This window comes from Haloferax prahovense DSM 18310 (genome assembly GCF_000336815.1).
GTDB classification, from domain to species: Archaea; Halobacteriota; Halobacteria; order Halobacteriales; family Haloferacaceae; genus Haloferax; species Haloferax prahovense.
Window position 1 is genome coordinate 331294 of the sequence record NZ_AOLG01000047.1, and the last position, 19034, is coordinate 350327.

The 19034-nt window shown below is 68.8% G+C and carries 22 protein-coding genes and 1 pseudogene (1 of these 23 running past the window's edge); 10 read left to right on the forward strand and 13 right to left on the reverse strand.

The window, feature by feature from the left end:
• From C457_RS19745 to C457_RS13515, 4 genes and pseudogenes are all read right to left on the reverse strand, one after another.
• Positions 1 to 290, reverse strand: a pseudogene (locus C457_RS19745) (RNA-guided endonuclease InsQ/TnpB family protein) (it extends 974 nt beyond the left edge of the window).
• Positions 291 to 498: 208 nt separating this feature from the next.
• Positions 499 to 624 (reverse strand): hypothetical protein, encoded by a 126-nt coding sequence (locus C457_RS21060; protein WP_275039362.1) that lies wholly within the window; start codon positions 622 to 624, stop codon positions 499 to 501.
• 113 nt (positions 625 to 737) lie between these two features.
• Positions 738 to 1007, reverse strand: coding sequence for a DUF7571 family protein (locus C457_RS13510; protein ID WP_004042445.1), 270 nt, complete (start codon positions 1005 to 1007; stop codon positions 738 to 740).
• A 326-nt stretch (positions 1008 to 1333) separates the two neighbouring features.
• Positions 1334 to 1855: an HPP family protein gene (locus C457_RS13515; protein WP_008095434.1), complete on the reverse strand. Its 522-nt coding sequence runs from the start codon at positions 1853 to 1855 to the stop codon at positions 1334 to 1336.
• A 136-nt stretch (positions 1856 to 1991) separates the two neighbouring features.
• On the opposite strand from C457_RS13515, the gene C457_RS13520 reads away from it, so the two are divergent.
• Positions 1992 to 2576, forward strand: coding sequence for a GNAT family N-acetyltransferase (locus C457_RS13520; protein ID WP_049913608.1), 585 nt, complete (start codon positions 1992 to 1994; stop codon positions 2574 to 2576).
• A gap of 1 nt (position 2577) precedes the next feature.
• Here C457_RS13520 and asd read toward each other — a convergent pair whose 3' ends face one another.
• The gene (asd, locus tag C457_RS13525) at positions 2578 to 3612 is read right to left on the reverse strand and encodes an aspartate-semialdehyde dehydrogenase (RefSeq protein WP_008095439.1); all 1035 of its coding nucleotides are present in this window, start codon (positions 3610 to 3612) and stop codon (positions 2578 to 2580) included.
• Between the two features lie 197 nt (positions 3613 to 3809).
• Between asd and pccA the strand changes: the two genes are divergently transcribed.
• Together pccA and C457_RS13535 are read left to right on the forward strand one after the other, a co-directional pair.
• Positions 3810 to 5612, forward strand: coding sequence for a propionyl-CoA carboxylase biotin carboxylase/biotin-carboxyl carrier subunit (gene pccA, locus C457_RS13530; RefSeq protein WP_008095440.1), 1803 nt, complete (start codon positions 3810 to 3812; stop codon positions 5610 to 5612).
• Between the two features lie 66 nt (positions 5613 to 5678).
• Entirely contained in the window at positions 5679 to 6809 is a 1131-nt protein-coding gene (locus tag C457_RS13535) for a bifunctional biotin--[acetyl-CoA-carboxylase] synthetase/biotin operon repressor (RefSeq protein WP_008095441.1), read from the forward strand.
• 48 nt (positions 6810 to 6857) lie between these two features.
• On the opposite strand, the gene C457_RS13540 is transcribed toward C457_RS13535, so the two are convergent.
• The 5 genes from C457_RS13540 to C457_RS13560 form a co-directional block, all read right to left on the reverse strand.
• The gene (locus C457_RS13540) at positions 6858 to 7412 is read right to left on the reverse strand and encodes a universal stress protein (protein WP_008095442.1); all 555 of its coding nucleotides are present in this window, start codon (positions 7410 to 7412) and stop codon (positions 6858 to 6860) included.
• 132 nt (positions 7413 to 7544) lie between these two features.
• Positions 7545 to 8558: an amidohydrolase family protein gene (locus tag C457_RS13545; RefSeq protein ID WP_008095443.1), complete on the reverse strand. Its 1014-nt coding sequence runs from the start codon at positions 8556 to 8558 to the stop codon at positions 7545 to 7547.
• Between the two features lie 52 nt (positions 8559 to 8610).
• A complete protein-coding gene (locus C457_RS13550) occupies positions 8611 to 9834 on the reverse strand; it encodes an HD domain-containing protein (RefSeq protein WP_008095444.1) in 1224 nt (407 codons plus the stop codon).
• A 69-nt stretch (positions 9835 to 9903) separates the two neighbouring features.
• Positions 9904 to 11076, reverse strand: a complete 1173-nt coding sequence (locus tag C457_RS13555; protein ID WP_008095445.1) for an HD domain-containing protein — start codon at positions 11074 to 11076, stop codon at positions 9904 to 9906.
• Between the two features lie 93 nt (positions 11077 to 11169).
• Positions 11170 to 11772, reverse strand: a complete 603-nt coding sequence (locus tag C457_RS13560) for a hypothetical protein (RefSeq protein ID WP_049913589.1) — start codon at positions 11770 to 11772, stop codon at positions 11170 to 11172.
• Positions 11773 to 11904: 132 nt separating this feature from the next.
• Here C457_RS13560 and C457_RS13565 point away from each other — a divergent pair, with 132 nt between their 5' ends.
• From C457_RS13565 to C457_RS13595, 7 genes are all read left to right on the forward strand, one after another.
• Complete coding sequence (locus tag C457_RS13565; RefSeq protein ID WP_008095449.1) at positions 11905 to 12165, forward strand: hypothetical protein; 261 nt, start codon at positions 11905 to 11907, stop codon at positions 12163 to 12165.
• A gap of 102 nt (positions 12166 to 12267) precedes the next feature.
• Positions 12268 to 13260 (forward strand): 2-phospho-L-lactate transferase, encoded by a 993-nt coding sequence (gene cofD, locus C457_RS13570; protein WP_008095451.1) that lies wholly within the window; start codon positions 12268 to 12270, stop codon positions 13258 to 13260.
• Complete coding sequence (locus C457_RS13575; protein WP_008095453.1) at positions 13260 to 14051, forward strand: tRNA-dihydrouridine synthase; 792 nt, start codon at positions 13260 to 13262, stop codon at positions 14049 to 14051. Before cofD ends, C457_RS13575 begins: the two co-directional genes overlap by 1 nt.
• Complete coding sequence (locus C457_RS13580; RefSeq protein WP_008095455.1) at positions 14051 to 14911, forward strand: triphosphoribosyl-dephospho-CoA synthase; 861 nt, start codon at positions 14051 to 14053, stop codon at positions 14909 to 14911. The genes C457_RS13575 and C457_RS13580 overlap by 1 nt, the downstream gene beginning before the upstream one ends.
• Positions 14908 to 15597: a DUF447 domain-containing protein gene (locus tag C457_RS13585; protein ID WP_008095457.1), complete on the forward strand. Its 690-nt coding sequence runs from the start codon at positions 14908 to 14910 to the stop codon at positions 15595 to 15597. The genes C457_RS13580 and C457_RS13585 overlap by 4 nt, the downstream gene beginning before the upstream one ends.
• Before the next feature lie 24 nt (positions 15598 to 15621).
• Complete coding sequence (locus C457_RS13590) at positions 15622 to 15810, forward strand: 30S ribosomal protein S17e (RefSeq protein WP_004042417.1); 189 nt, start codon at positions 15622 to 15624, stop codon at positions 15808 to 15810.
• Positions 15811 to 16009: 199 nt separating this feature from the next.
• Positions 16010 to 16666, forward strand: a complete 657-nt coding sequence (locus C457_RS13595) for a glycerophosphodiester phosphodiesterase (protein WP_008095462.1) — start codon at positions 16010 to 16012, stop codon at positions 16664 to 16666.
• Positions 16667 to 16702: 36 nt separating this feature from the next.
• On the opposite strand, the gene C457_RS13600 is transcribed toward C457_RS13595, so the two are convergent.
• The 3 genes from C457_RS13600 to C457_RS13610 all read right to left on the reverse strand — a co-directional run bounded on the left by C457_RS13600 (position 16703) and on the right by C457_RS13610 (position 18886).
• On the reverse strand, positions 16703 to 17011 hold the full coding sequence (locus tag C457_RS13600; protein ID WP_008095464.1) for a hypothetical protein: 309 nt from the start codon (positions 17009 to 17011) through the stop codon (positions 16703 to 16705).
• A gap of 64 nt (positions 17012 to 17075) precedes the next feature.
• Positions 17076 to 17345 carry a hypothetical protein gene (locus C457_RS13605; RefSeq protein ID WP_008095466.1) on the reverse strand — a complete coding sequence of 90 codons (270 nt, stop codon included), beginning with the start codon at positions 17343 to 17345 and terminating at the stop codon, positions 17076 to 17078.
• The gene (locus tag C457_RS13610; protein ID WP_004975110.1) at positions 17342 to 18886 is read right to left on the reverse strand and encodes an acyl-CoA carboxylase subunit beta; all 1545 of its coding nucleotides are present in this window, start codon (positions 18884 to 18886) and stop codon (positions 17342 to 17344) included. The genes C457_RS13605 and C457_RS13610 overlap by 4 nt, the downstream gene beginning before the upstream one ends.
• Between the last annotated feature and the right edge of the window lie 148 nt (positions 18887 to 19034).

Sequence of the window (19034 nt, forward strand, 5' to 3'; positions counted from 1 at the left end):
GTGAAACTCCGGTACTCACGCGGTTTCTTCCAGTTCAACGACCCCACGTCGTATCCTTTCGCTTTGAGCTTCCCGAGGTTCTGGATGTTGTCTCGGATACGCTCGACAGCTTTCTGGAGAACGGTCGAGTAGACCAGTTTGAGGGCGGTCCACCAGCCTTTGAGCGCCGGGAGCGTGTCTCGGACCATCCAGACGCGCTGGCGGAGCGTGCCCGCGTCTTCGGGTATCTGGTCAAACTCGTTGAGAGCGTGGTTGTACAGTTGTCGCACGGTGTTTCGTTGCCAGTCCATCGCTTCGCGTTGCTCCGTGGTGGGGAACAAACGGAAGNGTGTCTGTAAGGCGTGCGGGCGCTGTATCCCCTCCCTACTCGCTCCCTTCGGTCGCTCCTTGAGGAAGGGGGCTTAGCGCCCTCTCTTTCAGCTAAAATCGCGGCACTGGATCCGACCGAGCGGGGGCGTTGTTATAGTTGGCTTGTTCTACCAGCAGTCCACGAGGAACTCACTCCCCGTAGAACAGATACGAAAACGCCAGAAACGCCAGCACCGACCCGACGAAGAACGCCAACAGCCCCATCGTTCCGCCTGTCTGAGACCCGACGAACTCGACCACACTCTTTTCAGCCATACAACATTTCTCCCGGCGGCGGACAAAAATCTCGTGGTGACTCCGAGCTTGATATGGTGTGACTGTTCGTCACCCCCTGCAACAACCACCAAAAAACGGCCGGGAACCGCTACTCAGGTCGAGACGGCATCGCAGGTCCAGCCGGGGTCGCTCCCCGTGCGCCGGATGAGGTCCGCGCGGCACGCCGGACAGTAGTCGGGGACCGTCGTTTCGCCCCGCGGGACATAGACGCCACCGCCGCATTCCACGCACGCATCGGCGACGACTGTCGTGCAGTCAGCACAGAGGTTGAAGTCGTCAACCGTGAGGTCGCGCAGCACTTCGAGCTTTTTGTCCAGGATGTACTCGTCGATAACCGCCTGACAGCTGTGGCACGGCTTCATAGCGATACAGCGTGACAATTGAGACCATGGAACATATACTTGTCGTCGTAGGTGTCTCTTGTCGCGGAATGTCAGTCGGGGCGGAGGCTCACCGATGCCGGATATGCCACGGTTGCACGCGAGCGACCCTAGCGCGGCCGGTGTGAACGTGTTTCACAGAAATCATAAGTTGGATGGTGACGAATTTCGTTTGCTGCTGTCAGAGGCACATCAGGGCGACGAGCGGAATCATTCGCCCTCTATCCATCTATTCTCTCGGCTATCGATTCGAGCCGGCGGTACCGAGAATCGACCGTCTGAGCGGCTTCCGAGGTCCGGACAAGACCTCAACTCCGCGTTCCCGCGTCGGTTGGACTGTCCCCGTACATCTCAGCGAGCAGCGCGTCCGTCGCCCGGTGGGCCCCCACGAGAACGACCACGCTCGCGACGATAGTCGCGACCGACTGCGGCGTCGAGAGCAGGCCGAGCGAGACGATGAGCGTCGTCGCGCAGGCCGGCGGGTGGACCGCGTCGAGTTCGACCATCCCCCAGCCCGTCGCGGCGACCGAGACCGCCCCGCTCGTGACGAGGCGCAGCGTGTCCGTCGACGCGGCCGAGAGCGACGGGTCGAGCGTCACGCCGGGGGCGATGAGCGCGTAGGCCGCGAAGCCGACGACGGCACCGACGGCGTGGCCGCCGACGATGCGAGACGAGCGGGAGCGCCCGCCGCGACGGCGGAAGGCGAGGACGAACGCCGTGGGGCCGAGGCTCGGAAAGACGAACGGCTCGCCGGTCGCCCACGCGATGCCGCCGAGTGCGGCGACGAGCAGGCCGGCGGAGAGTCCCGTTTCGAGACCGCGTCGAGACATGTGACACGCTCTGTCGACGCGGCGTGAAAACGGTGTCTAACTCTGGACGAATCGAACCGGTACCGTGAGACTCGCCGACAGATACCGCGTGCTCCGCACGCCCACGTTGAAGTGCGGCCGCGACGACGGACGAGATATGTGCGGAGCCGCGTTTCTCGAAGGCGACCGCGTCGAACTCAGAACCGTCGAGTCGGAGCACGTCGAGTTCCTCCACGAGACGGTCAACGACCCGCGGGTTCGGCGGGGAATCGCCGCCACCGACCCGGTGACGCGGGCGACAGAGCGCGAGTGGGTCGAGTCGCGCGGCGACGGCGACGACATCAACTTCGTCGTCGCGGTCGACGGCGACCCAGTCGGGACTATCGGACTCAAGCCGCCGAACGTCGTCACCGGCGCGGCCGAGGTCGGCTATCTCGTCGCGCCCGACCACTGGGGCAACGGCTACGCGACAGACGCGCTGCGGACGCTCTGCGGCTACGCCTTCGGCGAGCGCCGACTCAACAAACTGTACGCGAACGCCTACGAGACGAACCCGGCGTCGACCCGCGTGCTGGAGAAAGCCGGCTTCGAACGCGAGGGCGTCCACCGGGAACAGGGATTCGTCGACGGCGACCACGTCGACGTGCTTCGATACGGTCGGCTCGCCGACGAGTGGCGAGACGAAGAGAACGTCGGCGACGCCGAACGCGAGTCCGGGAGCGACGCCGACGGGTGGATATAGCCTAAATCCAGCCCTCTTGGGCGAGGAGTTCGCCGTTGAGGACGGACGCACCGGCCGCGCCGCGAATCGTGTTGTGCGCGAGGCAGTTGTACTTCACGCCGCGCTCGGTGGCCTGGATGCCGCCCGCGGAAATCTGCATGCCGTCGCCGCGCTCGCGGTCGAGGCGGGGCTGCGGGCGGAAGTTGTCCTCGAAGACGTGGATGAGCTGTTCGGGCGCGCTCGGGAGGTCGACGCCGGGGTACTCGCGCATCGCGGCCGCGACGTCCTCGGGGGAGGCGTCGTCGGCGAGGTCGGCGAAGACGCTCTCGAGGTGGCCGTCGAGCGTCGGGATGCGGTTACACGAGGCGTTGACCTCCGCGCCGTGGAGCGCGACTTCCGCGCCGTCGAACGAGCCCAGAAGCTTGCGGGACTCCGTCTCCATCTTCTCTTCTTCGCCGCCGATGTGCGGGATGGCGTTGTCGATTATCTCCATCGAGGTGACGCCGTCGTAGCCCGCGCCGGAGACCGCCTGCAGGGTCGTGACGTCGACGCGTTCGAGGCCGAACTGGTCGAGCGCGGCGAGCGTCGGGACCATCGTGATGGTCGAGCAGTTCGGGTTCTTCACGAGCGCGCCGTCCCAGCCGCGCTCGTCGCGCTGGACCTCGATGAGGTCGAGGTGCTCCGGATTGATCTCCGGAATCGTGAGCGGCACGTCGGGTGCCATGCGGTCGTTCGAGGAGTTCGAAGAGACGACGTAGCCCGCCTCGAGGAACTCGGGTTCGACCTCGGCGGCGACCGACGACGGGAGCGACGAAAACAGGAGGTCGATGTCGTCGGGCACGTCCGCGGGGTCGGTGCTGCCGACTTCCATCGCGGCCACGTCGTCCGGGATGGGAGTGTTGACGCGCCACTTCGCGGCCTCGTCGTATCGCTTGCCCGCGCTCGACTCGCTCGCGGTCAGCGCCGCGAGTTCGAACGTCGGGTGGTCTTCGAGGAGTTGGATGAATCGCTGTCCGACTGCGCCGGTTGCACCGAGGATGCCGACTCGTACTGCCATTACCCGTGTCGTAGTGTGGCACACGCATAAGGCCGTTTGGATTTGAACCAGTATTCGCGGCGTATAGTGCCAGAGAAGTGTAATCTCGGCCGTTCCTTCATGGTCGAACACGTAAATCGTCGTCTGTCGAAGCGGGCACCGACGTGCGTTGGTAAAACCGATAGAATAACGTGCGGTTCCCTGAAAGACTACCGCAAATGTTCAGCAAGGTTCTCGTCGCCAACCGAGGCGAGATCGCGGTGCGCGTCATGCGCGCCTGCGAGGAGTTAGGAGTCCGGACCGTCGCCGTCTACAGCGAGGCGGACAAACACGGCGGGCACGTGCGGTACGCCGACGAGGCGTACAACATCGGTCCCGCCCGCGCGGCCGATTCCTACCTCGACCACGAGTCGGTCATCGAGGCCGCACGGAAGGCCGACGCCGACGCCATCCACCCCGGCTACGGCTTCCTCGCGGAGAACGCCGCGTTCGCCCGGAAGGTCGAGGAGTCCGAGTTCAAGTGGGTCGGCCCGTCGGCCGACGCGATGGAGCGCCTCGGCGAGAAGACGAAGGCCCGCGCGCTCATGCAGGACGCCGACGTGCCGGTCGTCCCCGGCACGACCGAGCCCGCCGACTCCGCCGACGACGTCAAGGCCGTCGCCGACGAGTTCGGCTACCCGGTCGCCATCAAGGCCGAAGGCGGCGGCGGCGGCCGCGGCCTGAAGGTCGTCCACTCCGCGGACGAGGTCGACGAGCAGTTCGAGACGGCAAAGCGCGAGGGCGAGGCGTACTTCGACAACGCCTCCGTCTACGTCGAGAAGTACCTCGAAGCGCCGCGCCACATCGAGGTGCAAATTCTCGCCGACGAGCACGGCAACGTCCGCCACCTCGGCGAGCGCGACTGCTCGCTCCAGCGCCGCCACCAGAAGGTCATCGAGGAGGCCCCGTCGCCCGCGCTCTCCGACGACCTGCGCGAGCGCATCGGCGAGGCCGCCCGCCGCGGCGTTCGCGCCGCCGACTACACCAACGCCGGCACCGTGGAGTTCCTCGTCGAGGATAGCGAGTTCTACTTCATGGAGGTCAACACGCGCATCCAGGTCGAACACACCGTCACCGAGGAAGTGACTGGCCTCGACGTGGTGAAGTGGCAACTGCGCGTCGCCGCCGGCGAGGAACTCGACTTCTCGCAGGACGACGTGGAAATCGAGGGTCACTCGATGGAGTTCCGCATCAACGCGGAGGCCCCCGAAAAGGAGTTCGCGCCCGCGACGGGCACGCTCGCGACCTACGACCCGCCGGGCGGTATCGGCGTCCGCATGGACGACGCCGTCCGTCAGGGCGACGAAATCGGCGGCGACTACGACTCGATGATCGCCAAGCTCATCGTCACCGCCTCGGACCGCGAGGAGGTCCTCGCCCGCGCCGAGCGCGCGCTCGCCGAGTTCGACATCGAGGGACTCCGCACGGTCATCCCGTTCCACCGCCTCATGCTCACCGACGAGGCGTTCCGCGAGGGGAGCCACACGACGAAGTACCTCGACGAGGTGCTCGACCCCGACCGCATCCAGGCCGCCGTCGAGCGCTGGTCGCCCGAGGCCGTCGCCGACGATGACGACGACGACGAGGTCACGGAACGCACCTTCACCGTCGAGGTAAACGGCAAGCGCTTCGAGGTCAGCCTCGAAGAGCGCGGCGCGCCCGCCATCCCGGTCGGTAACGCGTCCGCGGGCAAATCCAACTCCTCCGGCCCGCGCAAGCGCCGCGACGACGGCGGAAGCGACGACTCCCAGCAGATTATCGAGGGCGACGGCGAGTCCGTCACCGCCGAGATGCAGGGGACCATCCTCTCTGTCGAAGTCGAGGAGGGCGACGAGGTCGAACCCGGCGACACCGTCTGCATCCTCGAAGCCATGAAGATGGAAAACGACGTGGTCGCCGAGCGCGGCGGCACCGTCTCGCAGGTCCTCGTCTCCGAGGGCGACAGCGTCGACATGGGCGACGTGCTGCTCGTCCTCGAATAGTCCCGAGACCTCGGGACCGACGTCCGAACCGCGAACCTCTTTTCCCGTGCGCCGGTATCCACCCGCATGAGCGACACGCGACGCGCCCTCCTCGACGCACTCGCCGAGGGTCCCGTCTCCGGGCCCGACCTCGCCGACCGACTGGGCGTCTCCCGCGCCGCCGTCTGGAAGCACGTCGAGTCACTCCGCGACGAGGGGTTCGGCGTCGAGAGCGCCGGCGACGGCTACGTCGTCACCGACGTGCCGGAGTACGGCGGCCCGGCAATCGAGTACGGCCTCGGCGTCGACTACGACGTTGAGTTCCACGAGACGCTCGACTCCTCGAACGTCCGTGCCCGCGAGCTCGCCGCCGAGGGCGCGAGCGACGTGGTCGTCGTCGCCCGCAAGCAGACCGCCAGCCGGGGAAGAAAGAACCGCGAGTGGTCCGCGCCCGACGGCGGCGTCTGGATGAGCCTGCTCGTGCGTCCCGACGAACCGCCGGCATACGCCCCGCTGTACACGCTGGCGATGGCCGTCGCCGTCTGCGACGCGGCGCGCGAGGCCGGGGTGGGCGCGAGCATCAAGTGGCCGAACGACGTTATCGTGAGCGAAGCGAACGGTAACTCATCTGACTCTGACGAGTCAGATGTAGTTGCCACGAGCGAAGCGAGTGGCAGTTCGTCTGCGAATGCAGACGGTGTTTCCGCGAACGAAGTGAGCGGTAGCTCACCGAGTCACGTCGGTGGCGTTTCCGCGAGCGAAGCGAGTGGTGGTTCGAAGGACTCCGACACGCCCGCCGACCGCGGCTACCGAAAGCTCTGCGGCATCCTCACCGAGATGGAAGGCGAGGCCGACCGCGTCTCGTGGCTCGTCATCGGCCCCGGAATCAACGTCAACCTCGACCCCGCGGACCTCCCCGAAGGCGCGACGAGCGTCGCCGCCGAGGCCGGCCCCGTCGAGCGCCGCGTGTTCGTCCAGCGGGTGCTCGAACGATTCGACGAACTACGCGGCGACCTCGACGCCGTCCTGCCGGCGTGGCGCGAGCGGGCGGACACGCTCGGCAGGCGGGTCCGCGTCCACACCGCGAACGGCGTCATCAAGGGGGAGGCGGTCGATATCGAACACCCCGGCACGCTCGTCGTTCGAACCGACGAGGGCGAAAAACGAGTCCACGCCGGTGACTGCGAACACCTGCGCCCGGCCGACGGCGGGCGCTGAAACCGCGACCGAACCCGCGCACCGCCGGTCGGCTAGTTCACTAGCCCGCTATTCTCCGCCGTCCGCCGTCGCCGTCGAGTCGGCGACCGCGTCCGCCTCGGCGGGCGACTCGGGCGCGGCGTCGTCCGGTACCTCGACGGCGAACTCGTCCGCGTCGTCGCCACCGCCTTCGATGCGGACGGTCAGGACGGGGACTTTCGACGCCCGGACGACCTTTTCCGCGACCGACCCGAGGAGGAGGCGGTCGATACCGCCGCGCCCGTGGGTCCCCATCACGATGAGGTCGCACCCGCCGCGCTCGGCGAACTCGACGATTTCCCGGCTCGGCGTCCCTTCGAGGACGTGCGTCTCGACGGGGACGCCCTGCGACTCGGCCGCGCGCTCGACCTGGTCGAGCGCCGACTCGGCGTCGGCGCGCAGCATGTCGTCGAGCCCCTCCCACGACGATTCCATCGGGAGCCCCGCGAAGCTCCCGGCGTTCACCACGTACACCCCGTGGAGTTCCGCATCGTGGACGGCCGCTAACGCCGCCGCGTGGACCGCGACGCGCTCGGAGCCGGCGGAGCCGTCGATGGGAACGATGATTCGGTCGTACAACACCATGACACTTGATAACATTTTCTCGGGGTCGGTAATAACCCTTTGCTACGGGAGGAGTACTGCGAGAATAGGTCGGCTCCACGGGAGTTCTGGGCCGCTTCGGTCGGAAGCCGAAGGCGGGGGCGTCGCCCGAACTCAGAGGTACACGTCTTTCACGTCCGCCTGCCCGGCGCGGCGGACGACGGCGCGGACCACATCCTCGACGCCCGCGAGGTTGTCCGTGTCGCCGTCGAGGACCAGCAGCTTGGCGTCGCGGCCCTCCTCGACGAGACCGTAGTTCAGCCCGGCGATGTCGGCCCCGTTGACGGTCGCCATGCGGAGGACCTCGGCGGCAGAAACGTCCGCCAGCTTGGAGGTGAACTCCATCTCGCGGAACATCGAGGGGCTGTTGAGCATCACGTTGTCCGTGCCGAGCGCGACGGTGGTGCGGTCGACCAGTTCGCGAATCGGCGCGACGCCCGCGTCGGTGACGAGGTTCGACCGCGGGCAGATGACGACCGGAATCTCGCTGTCCTCGACGCGTTCGAGGTGGAGCGCCTCGGGGTGGACCATGTGGACGAGGAAGTCCGGTTCGAGGTCCAACGCGGCGTTGATGTCGTGGGCGTCGCGCTCGCCCGCGTGGATGCCGAACAGCTTTCCGGCGGCCGCGGTCGCGTTCCGGAGCGCGCCGAACTCGCCGTCCCGCGCGCCCGACGCGCCGAAGCCGTCGGCGACTGCCATCGCGTCGGCCGTCTCGCGCCCGAAGACGACCGCCTCGATGTCGCGGCCGTCGAGCGCCCGCCGGATGACGTCGACGCCCTCGACGCCGCCCTCGCGGAACTCCAGACAGGCCGCGGTGCCGCCGGCCTCCATCATCCGGAGCGACCGGTGCATCGCGGCGGCTTTCTCCTCGGTGCTCGCGGCCCGGAGGAGTCGGTGTTTCAGGCCGTCCGGCGGTGCGACGAGGTCGTCGAGCGACAGTCCCTCGCCGGCCTCCTTGGCGATGGAGTCGCCGAGGTGGGTGTGGGCGTTGACGAACGCGGGCAAGATGATGTCCGTCGAATCCGTCGCCGTCTCCTCGATTGCGGTTATCGTGCCGTCTTCGACGACGACCCGCCCCTCGACCGGGTCGAAGTCGCGGCCGCGGAGTATCGTACCCTCGAGTTGCATCGCTCTCGAATGCGTCTCGGCGGTGCTTGAACCTCCCGTCTCGGGACGGCGGCTACTCGAACTCGTCGAGCGTCGCGTTGAGGCCGCTTCTGACCTCGGCGACGAGCGCGCCGTCGACGTCGAGGCCGAGCACGTCCGCGGCAGCGCGGCCGACGCGCTCCGTCTCCTCGCGCGGGGCGTAGACGCCGAGTCGCCACTGCTGTTCCTGTGCGGTCCGAAGCGCCTGCACGAGCGGCGATTCGCGCTCTAACTGCCGAATCTCGCCGTTGACCATCACCCGCGACGACGACTCGGTCATCGACGGGCGCGAGGGCACGTCGAGGATGACCGACTCGGGCGACACGTCGGCGGCGTCGGCGATGTCCCGCTCGAACGTCGCGAGCGCGTCGTGCCCGGCGTCGATAATCGAGTCGGGGACGTTCGGTAACTCCGCCCAGACGGCCCGCTTGTAGAGGTCGCGGGTGGCCAGTCGCTCGGCGAAGGCGCTCGTCGAGTCGGTGAGTTTGAGCGCGACGAGCAGGTCGGGGTCGTCCATCCGCCGAAGCTCCTCGGCGTCGATGTCCGGCTCGGCGAGCAGTCGCTCCGACGCGCGCCGGAGCATCGCCTTCGAGATGCGCGCGACGTGGTGCTGGTAGACGGTCGGGTTCATGAGCGCCCGAGCGAGGAGGAGCGACTCGGCGGTCTGGACGTTCCCCTCCGCGAGGACCAACTCGCCGTCGACGAACGTCAGTTCCCGAATCAGGCGCTCGTGGTCGATGGTGCCGTAGGGAACGCCGGTGTGGTGGGCGTCGCGGACGAGGTAATCCATCCGGTCGACGTCCAACTCACCGGAGACCAACTGGCCGAACTCGCCGTCGCCCTCGACTAAGGCGGCGACGCGCTCGGGGTCCAGTCCCTCGTCCTCAAGCGTCTCGCCGACGGTCCCGCGGGCGACGAGCTCCTCCACGTCGTCGTGGTACTTGCCGGTGTGGCGGTGGGTCACGTCCTCGATGTTGTGGCTGTAGGGCCCGTGGCCCACGTCGTGGAGGAGCGCCGCGGCCTCGACGTGGGCGGCGGCGTCGCCCTCGATGCCGAGGTGCGAGAGGGCGCGGGAGGCGAGGTGGTAGACGCCGAGGCTGTGTTCGAACCGCGTGTGGTTCGCGGAGGGGTAGACCAGTTGGACGGTTCCCAACTGCTTGATGCGCCGGAGCCGCTGCATCTCCGGCGTATCGAGGAGGGCTTCGGCCGCGCCCTCGACCTCGATGTGGTCGTGGACGCTGTCCTTGATGGTCGTCATTGTGGGTGAATCGGCCGCCATCGGTGAAAAAGGGTCGGACGACCGTGTGTCTCCGGCTTTCCCCGCGCCTCAGACCGGGGTCGTCACGCGAACCGGAAGTCCGAGCACGTCCACGGCGGCCGCGGCCACTTCGTCGCGGACCGCCTCGGGCGCGTAGACGCCGAGTCGCCACTGCGTCCGCTCGGCCGACCGGAGCGCGCCCACGAGTTCCGAGGCGTCTTCGAGCCGCCGGACGACGCCGTTGACGACGACGCGCGACCGGGACTCCTTGATTCGCGGCCGCGACGGGGCGTCCACGATAACCGACTCGGGCGACACGTCGGCGGCGTCGGCGATGTCCCGCTCGGCCGCCCGCGTCGCCTCGAAGTCGAGTTCGACCACGTCGGTCGGCACGGCGTCGATGGGGGCCCAGACGGCCCGCTTGTAGAGGTCGCGGCGCTCGATTCGGCGGCCGAGGTCGGGCACGCGCTCGCCGAGGGCGACGAGCAGGTCGTGGTCGGCCATCCGGACGAACGCCTCGATTGGCACGCCGTCGTCGACGAGGCGCTCGGAGGCGCGTTCGAGCATCGCGCCCGCGATGCGGGAGACGTGGTGGCGGTAGACGGTCGCGTTCATCAGCGCCCGGGCGAGAAGCAGGGATTCGGCGGTCTGGACGTTCCCCTCGGCCAACACGAGTTCGCCGTCCCGGTACCGGAGTTCGCGGACGAGGCGGCCGTGGTCGATGGTACCGTAGGGGACGCCCGTGTGGTGGGCGTCGCGCACGAGGTAGTCCATCCGGTCCACGTCCAACTCGCCGGAGACCAACTGTCCGAGACCGCCCGCGCCGTCGACCATGTCGGCGACGCGCTCGGGGTCGAGGCCGTGGTCGGTCAGGACCTCGCCGACCTCGGTCCCGTCGAGCAAGTGGTGAATCTCGTCGTGGTCGCGCCCGGTGCGCCGGCGGATGAGGTCCTCGGTCTGGTGCCCGTAGGGGCCGTGGCCCACGTCGTGGAGGAGGGCGGCGGCGCGGACGTGGGCGGCGCGGTCGCCGTCGACGCCGAGATGCGAGAGGGCGCGGGAGGCGAGGTGATAGACGCCGAGGCTGTGTTCGAACCGCGTGTGGCTCGCGGAGGGGTAGACGAGCCGGACCGTCGAGAGCTGTTTGATGTGTCGAAGCCGCTGGAAGGCGGGCGTATCGACGAGTTCGGCGGCCACGGGGTCGAGCGAGATGTAGTCGTGGACGCTGTCCTTGACGGCGGTCATAACGGGTGTTGCACGAGAGGAGTCAAATAGCCGAGCATTCGGGTCGTCGCGAGGAGGTTGTGGTCGCCCGTCCGACCGCCGGTGCCGCCCGTCTCACCGCTCGGGGAACTGCCCGACGACCTGTTCCGCGGTCGCGTCGGCGACGACGCCGACGAGGTGGGCGCGATAGGCGGGTCGGCTGACGACCCCGGTCCCGGCGCTCTCGACCGACGCTTCGACCGACCCCGCGAGGTCGGGGCCGTCTGTCGACTCGAAGACGAGCGCGTCGCCCGACAGCGCCGCGTCGACGTGTCTCTCGTGACCGCCCGCGTCGAACGCCGCGCGCCACGCCACCGACCCCGAAGGAGCGACCGGGTTCCAGCGCGAGTCCCACTCGTCCACGACGACGACCACGACCGGACCCTCAGCGTCTTCGTCGCGGATGTCGGTCGGTTCGAGCGTCACGCCCCGCTCCGCGAACGACTCGACGAGTGCCGCCGTCAGGTCGTCGCGAACGGCCTCCGGCGCGTCGACCACGAGGGTCCCGTCGGTAATCGGCGGGAGCGAATCGAGGTTCGTCCCGCCTGACGCGGCGGTCGCGGCGGCCGTCGTCTCGTAGTTCGCCGCCTCGAAATCGAGCGCGAGCAGGCCGCCGGAGACGACCGCGACGACGAGAATGAGCGCGACCACAACCGCGGTTCGAGGGGACAATTCCATGGGGTGTATTCGTCTCGCGGCGGCGATAGCCGTTCTGTGACGCGTGTTGTCTGTAGTCCGTCCCGTCGAACGGTGATGGCGGTGGTTCGACCGCCCACAAACCGTTTCACTCGGGGGCGACGAGACACCGATATGAGCCTCCGCTCGGCCCTCGGAAGCGCCATCGGCTACGCCCTCCTCGGCCTCGCGTGTCTCTTCGTGGCCTTCGCGGGCTACTGGGCTGCCATGAGCGCACTGACCGGCGTGACCGCCGGGCGCGTGATGTTCGTCATGTCCGGCCTCGGGGCGGCGCTGATAACCGGCTTCTCGGGCTACTTCGTCAGGAAGGCGGTCGCCGGACAGGTGATGCCGTCGGAGTTCGACGTGTCGGTGGCCTATCGCGGCAGTCGCTGAGGAGGACTTCGTCGGTCTGCGCGACTTATCGACATCCACCGGCGACCGGCCGGCGTCTCCGGTGAAGGAACTTTCAAACGGACACTCGCCCTACGGCGCATCATGGTTACCTTCCTCGCCGGGGGTACGGGCACCCCCAAACTCCTCGACGGGGCCGCCGGGGTGTTCGACCCCGCCGAGACGACCGTCGTCGCCAACACCGGCGACGACGTGGAACTCGGCGGTCACCTCGTCTGTCCCGACGTGGACACCGTCCTCTTCGCCGGCGGCGGCGTCCTCGACACCGACCGCTGGTGGGGCGTCGCCGGCGACACCACCGCGACCGACGACGAACTCCACCGGCTCGCCGACGCGGCCGGCCTCGAACCCGGCCCGCGCTATCTCCCCGAATCGGCCCAGACCGCCGGCCGCGACATCGCCCGCTGGCGGCGCTTCTCCGGCGTCGCAGAGTTCATGGAAATTGGCGACCGCGACCGCGCGGTCCACATCACCCGAACCTCGCTTCTCGACGAAGGAGACACGCTGACCGAGGTCACAGAAACCCTCGCCGAGGCGTTCGACCTCGACGTGTCGCTCCTCCCGATGAGCGACGACCCCGTGGCGACGCTGATTCACACCGACGAGGGGACGATGCACTTCCAGGAGTACTGGGTCCACCGCCGGGCCGACCCCGCCGTCCGCGACGTGGAGTTCCGCGGCGCTGCCGACGCGACCGTCACCGACGACGTCGCCGACGCCCTCGCGGACCCCGTCGTCGTCGGTCCCTCGAACCCAATCACGAGCATCGGACCGATGCTCGCCATCGACGGCTTCGCGGACGCCCTCGCCGACACGCCCGTCGTCGCCGTCTCGCCGTTCGTCGAGGACACCGTGTTCTCCGGCCCCGCCGCCGACCTCATGGAGGGCGTCGGCTACGACCCCTCGACCGCGGGCGTCGCCGAGGCCTACCCCTTCGCCGACGCGTTCGTCCTCGACGCGGACGACGGCACCGACCTCGACCGCCCGGTGGGTAGAACCGACACCCGAATCGACGGCCCGGAAGACGCCGAGCGCGTCGCCCGCGCCGTCGCCGAGGCGCTCGCGGAGGTGTCGTGATGTTCGAACCGCGGGTCGCCGTCGCGAGCCTCAGCGGCGAGTCAGACGCCTCGTGGGCGGACGCTGCGGCACCCCACGTCGGCGCGGCGTTCCTCGGCGGCGTCGCGCTCGACGACGCCTCGCAGGCGGCGGCTCGCGAACTCGTCGCCCGCGGGCGCTCGGAGTTCCTCGCCGACGACCCGGTCGCCTTCGTCTCCGACCAACTCGCTTCCCTCGCCGGATTCGACGGCGAGGACCGCTTCGCCGCGGTCAACGTCAGAGCGACCTCGTCGGCCCCGATTCGGGAGGTTGCGGCCGTCTGCGCCGACCGCAGTGCGGGCGTGGAGATAAACGCCCACTGCCGACAGGACGAACTCTGCGCCGTCGGCTGCGGCGAGACGCTCCTGCGCGACACCGACCGACTGGCCGCGTACGTCGCCGCGGCCGCCGAGTCGGGCGCGCCGGTCGGCGCGAAAGTCCGCGCCGAAATCGACGGCGTTGACCTCCCGAGCCTCGCGGTCGCGCTCGCCGACGCCGGGGCCGACTGGCTCCACGTCGACGCGATGGACTCCGAGGCCGCGGTTGCCGACGTGGCCGCCGCCGCGCCCGAACTCTTCCTCGTCGCCAACAACGGCGTCCGCGACCGCGAGACGGCGACCGAGTACCTCGATTACGGGGCCGACGCGGTGAGCGTCGGGCGGCCGAGCGACAACCCGGCAGTCCTCCGCCGGGTCCGAACCGCCGTGGACGACTGGTTCGGTGGCCGCGAGGACGCGGCCGAGTCGGGCGACGAGAGCGGGGTGTCCGCCTGATGGCCGCGCCCGTCTCCGACCGCGGGTTCGGCCCCGCGCGACACGCCGAACTCGCGCTCCTGCTCGAAGTCGCCGGCACGCCCAAACCGGGGAACGTCGACCGCCGCCGCGACCTCTCGGACCTGCACTTCGAGCACTTCCTGACGGGCGCGGTCGGCTCCGCGGCCGGCCTCGAACTCGCCGCGTCGGGCGCGCCCGTCGGCGAGGCGTTCGAGGAGGCGGTCGCCGGCATGAGCCGACAGGGCGGCGGGAACACGCAGTTCGGCTGTCTCCTGCTTCTCGCCCCGCTCGTCCGGGCCGCGGCCGACGACGACCGAGACCTCTCGCCCGCCGGGGCGGCCGACGTGGTCGAGTCGACCACCGTCGCCGACGCGGTCGACTTCTACCGGGCTTTCGAACACGTCGACGTGGCCGTCGGCGACGTGCCCGAGGACGCCCCCGACCTCGACGTTCGGCGCGGCGGCCACGCGGCTGCCGCGCTCCGGGACCGCGATTTCACGCTCTACGACGTGATGGACCTCAGCGCCGAGCGCGACGCCAACGCCCGCGAGTGGACCGGCGGCTTCGCCCGCACGTTCCGCGCGGCCGAGGCCGTCCTCGCGGACGACGGCCCCGTCACCGACCGCGTCGCTCGCGCGTTTCTCGACCTGCTCGCGGAGGAACCAGACACGCTCGTCGCGACGAACCACGGCGAGGCCGTCGCCCGCGACGTGATGGACCGCGCGGCCGCGGTCTCGGACCTCGCCGAGGCCGAGGAACTGGCCGACGAGTTCGTCGCCGAGGGAATCAACCCCGGCACGACCGCCGACATCGTCTGCGCGGCGACGTTCGTCGCGCTGGAGCGGGGGGTCCCGCTGTGAGCGACGACGAGACGACAGACGCGGGGCGTCGCGTCGGCGACCGCGACGGCGACGACTGGCCCGTCGAACTCCGCGGCGTCACCGAGACGGTCGTCGCCACGCTCGGGCCGAACGACCGGTGGAACTTCGCGGCGCTCGGCGTCCACGCACCGGAGACCGACGGCGACCCCCCTGCCAGCACGCCCTCGCCGCCGCCCGCCACCGCCACGACGTGGGGAAACACTCGAACCCGTCGGAACTTCCACCGACAGGGGGGCGGCGTCGTCCAGTTCGTCTCCGACCCGCGGGCGTTCGTCGAGGCCGCGATGACTATCTACGAGCGTGACTCGCCGCTCCTCGACTCGGCCGACGCGTGGGTCGAAGTCGAGGCGACTGCGGTCGATTCCGGCCAAGACGGCGGGACCGAATGGGAGGAATGGGAACTCCGGCCCGTCGATGCCGCGGTCGAGCAGCGCCGACCGTTCACTATCAATCGGGGCTTCGGCGCGGTCATCGACGCGACGGTGGCGGCCTCGCGCCTCGACGTGCCCGCCTTCGACACCGACGCCCTGCTGGATCGGCTCGCGTACTTCGCCGAGACGGTCGAGAAATGCGGCGGGGAAAGAGAGCGCGAGGCGTTCGCGCGAATCGACGAGTTGACGGGCTGGCGCGAGCGGGCGGCCGCGAGACGGAACGAATCGTTTTAGTGTTCGTCCGGGGAATCTTCCGACATGGCAATCAAGCCCAAGTACGTCAAGCAGCTTGGTAACATCCTGCTGGAGCGATACCCGCAGGCGTTCAACACGGACTTCGAGACGAACAAGGACAGCGTCGAAGAACTGACCACGGTCGAGTCGAAGGGCGTCCGCAACCGCATCGCCGGCTATATCACGCGCAAGAAGGGCGGCCAGGGCGCGTAAGTTCGAGTCAGTCGATTCTCTCTGCGAACACATCTTCTCCAGCCCGCGCGGAGCGGCTGCGCCGGTCCGCGCGCGGCCCGTGACGCCCGCACGACGGTCCCCAGTAATCGATTCCCGTACAAACTGCTCCCCACCGCTCCCCATCGCTTTCGACCGGTCCGGAGGAAGCGTTTAGTCCGCCCTCCCGCGATGCACCGACATGCGCATCATCGGTCACCGCGGCTGTCCCGCCCTCGCGCCGGAAAACACGCTCGCCGCCTTCGAAGCGGCCGCGGCGCGACTCGACTGGGTCGAACTCGACGTCCGACGCTGCGGCTCCGGCGAACTCGTCGTCTTCCACGACGAGACGCTCGACCGCCTGACCGGTGCGACCGGTCGCGTCGCCGACACGAGTCTCACGGACCTACAGGAACTCACAATCGGTGACTCAGACGAGTCGATTCCGACGCTCGCCGCGGTGTTCGACGCCCTGCCGGACCGCGTCGCGGTCAACGTCGAACTGAAGGTGGCCGGCCTCGCCGACGACCTCGCCGCCGTCGTCGGCGACGCGGGAAACGAAGTGCTCGTCTCGTCGTTCGACCCGGTCGCACTCCGCGAGGTGCGCGAGACGACCGCGCTCCCGCTCGCCTTCCTCTTCGCGGCCGACTGGGCGGAGTCGCTGTCGGTCGCCGCCGACGTCGACTGCGCGGCCGTCCACCCGCACTACGACCTGCTCTCGTCGGCGCGGGTGGACGAGGCGCACGACCGAGGCTTCGAGGTCAACGCGTGGACGGTCCCCGACCGCGAGGTCACGCGACGACTCCGGGAGTACGGCGTCGACGGCGTCGTCGTCGACGACCCGGCACTCGCGGTGTGAACTACCGACCATCGACTGCCGGCTACTGACCGCCGGCTACCGAGATCGAGTCCGAGCGTCGCCGCGAAACGCCTGAAACGCCGTCTGGTCCCGTTTCACACCGAGCGCGAGCGAGACCAGGGCGGCGACGATGCAGACCCCGACCGCGACAGTCGGGAAGACGCTATCGGGAATGTAGCCGTTCGCCATTCCGAGTTCGACGCAGGTCCCGGCGAAGACGGCGGCGAGCGCCGCGGAGACGAAGTCGAGCTCGCCCTCGTCGGCGTAGTGTGCGGCGACCGCGACGGCGGCGAACCCGGCGAGGCCGGCGTTGAGAAACAGCCAGACGAGCGCGGTTTGGACCATGTCGGGCGAACTGATGTCGGGAGAAAATGTAAGCGTTCTGGAGTGAATTTGCGGACGCCCCGACTCAGAACCGGTCGACGCGGCCCGAGGCGGCCCACGCGTCGGTCGGCGCGCCGGAGGGGACGCGACGGCCGCAGCCGGTGACCGATTCGAGGCGGCCGGCGTAGCGCCAGCGCTCCTCGTTCCACGTCTCCTCGCCGTCCGCTGCGGCCGCGGCGGCCGCGGCGACCGACTGGTCGTGGAGGTGCGCGCCGACGGCGGCGGCGATGGCCGCGGCCTCCTCGGCGTCGGCGTCGTCCGGAATCGACAGCCCCGACAGCAGCTCCCCGCTCATAGCGGGATATTGCCGTGTTTCTTGTCGGGTTGGGACTTGCGCTTGGAGTTCAGCATCCGGAGGTCCGAGATGAGGCGCTCGCGGGTCTCGCCGGGTTCGATGACGTCGTCGATGAAGCCGCGGTCCGCAGCGGTGTAGGGGTTGGCGAACTCCTCGCGGTACTCCTCGATGAGTTCGTCGCGGCGGGCGTCGGGGTCGTCCGCGGCGTCGAGTTCGTCGCGGTAGAGGATGTTGACCGCGCCCTGCGGGCCCATCACGGCGATTTCGGCGGTCGGCCACGCGTAGTTCACGTCCGCGCCGAGGTGCTTCGAGGCCATCACGTCGTACGCGCCGCCGTAGGCCTTGCGCGTGATGACGGTCATGAGCGGCACCGTCGCCTCGGAGTAGGCGTACAGGAGCTTCGCGCCGTGGCGGATGATGCCGTTGTGCTCTTGGTCCGTGCCGGGCAGGAAGCCGGGCACGTCCACGAAGGTGAGGATGGGAATGTTGAACGAGTCGCAAAAGCGGATGAAGCGCGCGCCCTTCTCGGAGGCCTCGATGTCGAGGGTGCCGGCGTTCACGCGGGGCTGGTTGGCGACGATGCCGACCGAGCGGCCGTCGAGGCGGCCGAAGCCGACGACGATGTTCTTGGCGAAGTCCTCCTGGACGCCGAAGAACGAGCCCTCGTCGAGGACGCCGTCGAGCACGTCGTGGATGTCGTAGGGCTTGCGGGGCTGGTCGGGGACGACCTCGGCGAGGTCGTCGTCGACGCGTTCGGGGTCGTCCCACGGCTCGACGCGCGGGGGGTCTTCGACGTTGTTCTGCGGGAGGTACGAAAGCAGGTGGCGGATGTCGTCGAGCGCCTGCTCTTCGGTGTCGGTGGCGAAGTGGGCGACCCCGCTTGTCGAGGTGTGCGTCGTCGCGCCGCCGAGTTCGTCGAAGGTGACCTCCTCGCCCGTGACCGTCTTGATGACGTCCGGGCCGGTGATGAACATGTGGCTCGTGTCGCGGACCATGAACGTGAAGTCCGTCAGCGCGGGGGAGTACACCGCGCCACCCGCGCAGGGGCCCATGATGGCCGAAATCTGCGGGATAACGCCGGACGCCTCGGTGTTGCGGCGGAAGATTTCGCCGAAGCCGCCGAGCGACTGAACGCCCTCCTGAATCCGCGCGCCGGCGGAGTCGTTGAGACCGACGACGGGTGCGCCGACCTCCATCGCCTTGTCCATCACCTTACAGACCTTCTCGGCGAACACCTCGCCGAGCGAGCCGCCGAAGACGGTGAAGTCGTGGGCGAAGACGAAGACGGTCCGGCCGTCGACCTCGCCGTAGCCGGTGATGACGCCGTCGCCGGGCAGTTTCGTCTCCTCCATCCCGAACTTGTGGTTGCGGTGGGTCCGGAACTGGTCGAACTCGCGGAAGGTGCCGTCGTCGAGGAAGTAGTCGATGCGCTCGCGGGCGGTCATCTTGCCCTTGTCGTGCTGGGAGGCGATTCGGTCCTCGCCGCCGCCCTTCAGGGCTTCCTCGCGCTTCTCGCGGAGTTCGTCGATCCGGTCTTCCATCGTCATGCCAGACCACCTTCGCTCATTGGAGCAACGGTCCGCAGTCCTCGGTCAAAGGAGTTCCGCAATCCGGCAACCCTTACTTCGACAGTTGTCGAAGAATAGGTGGAACAATCATCATGGTTAGCGACGCGAACGCGAAGTACTC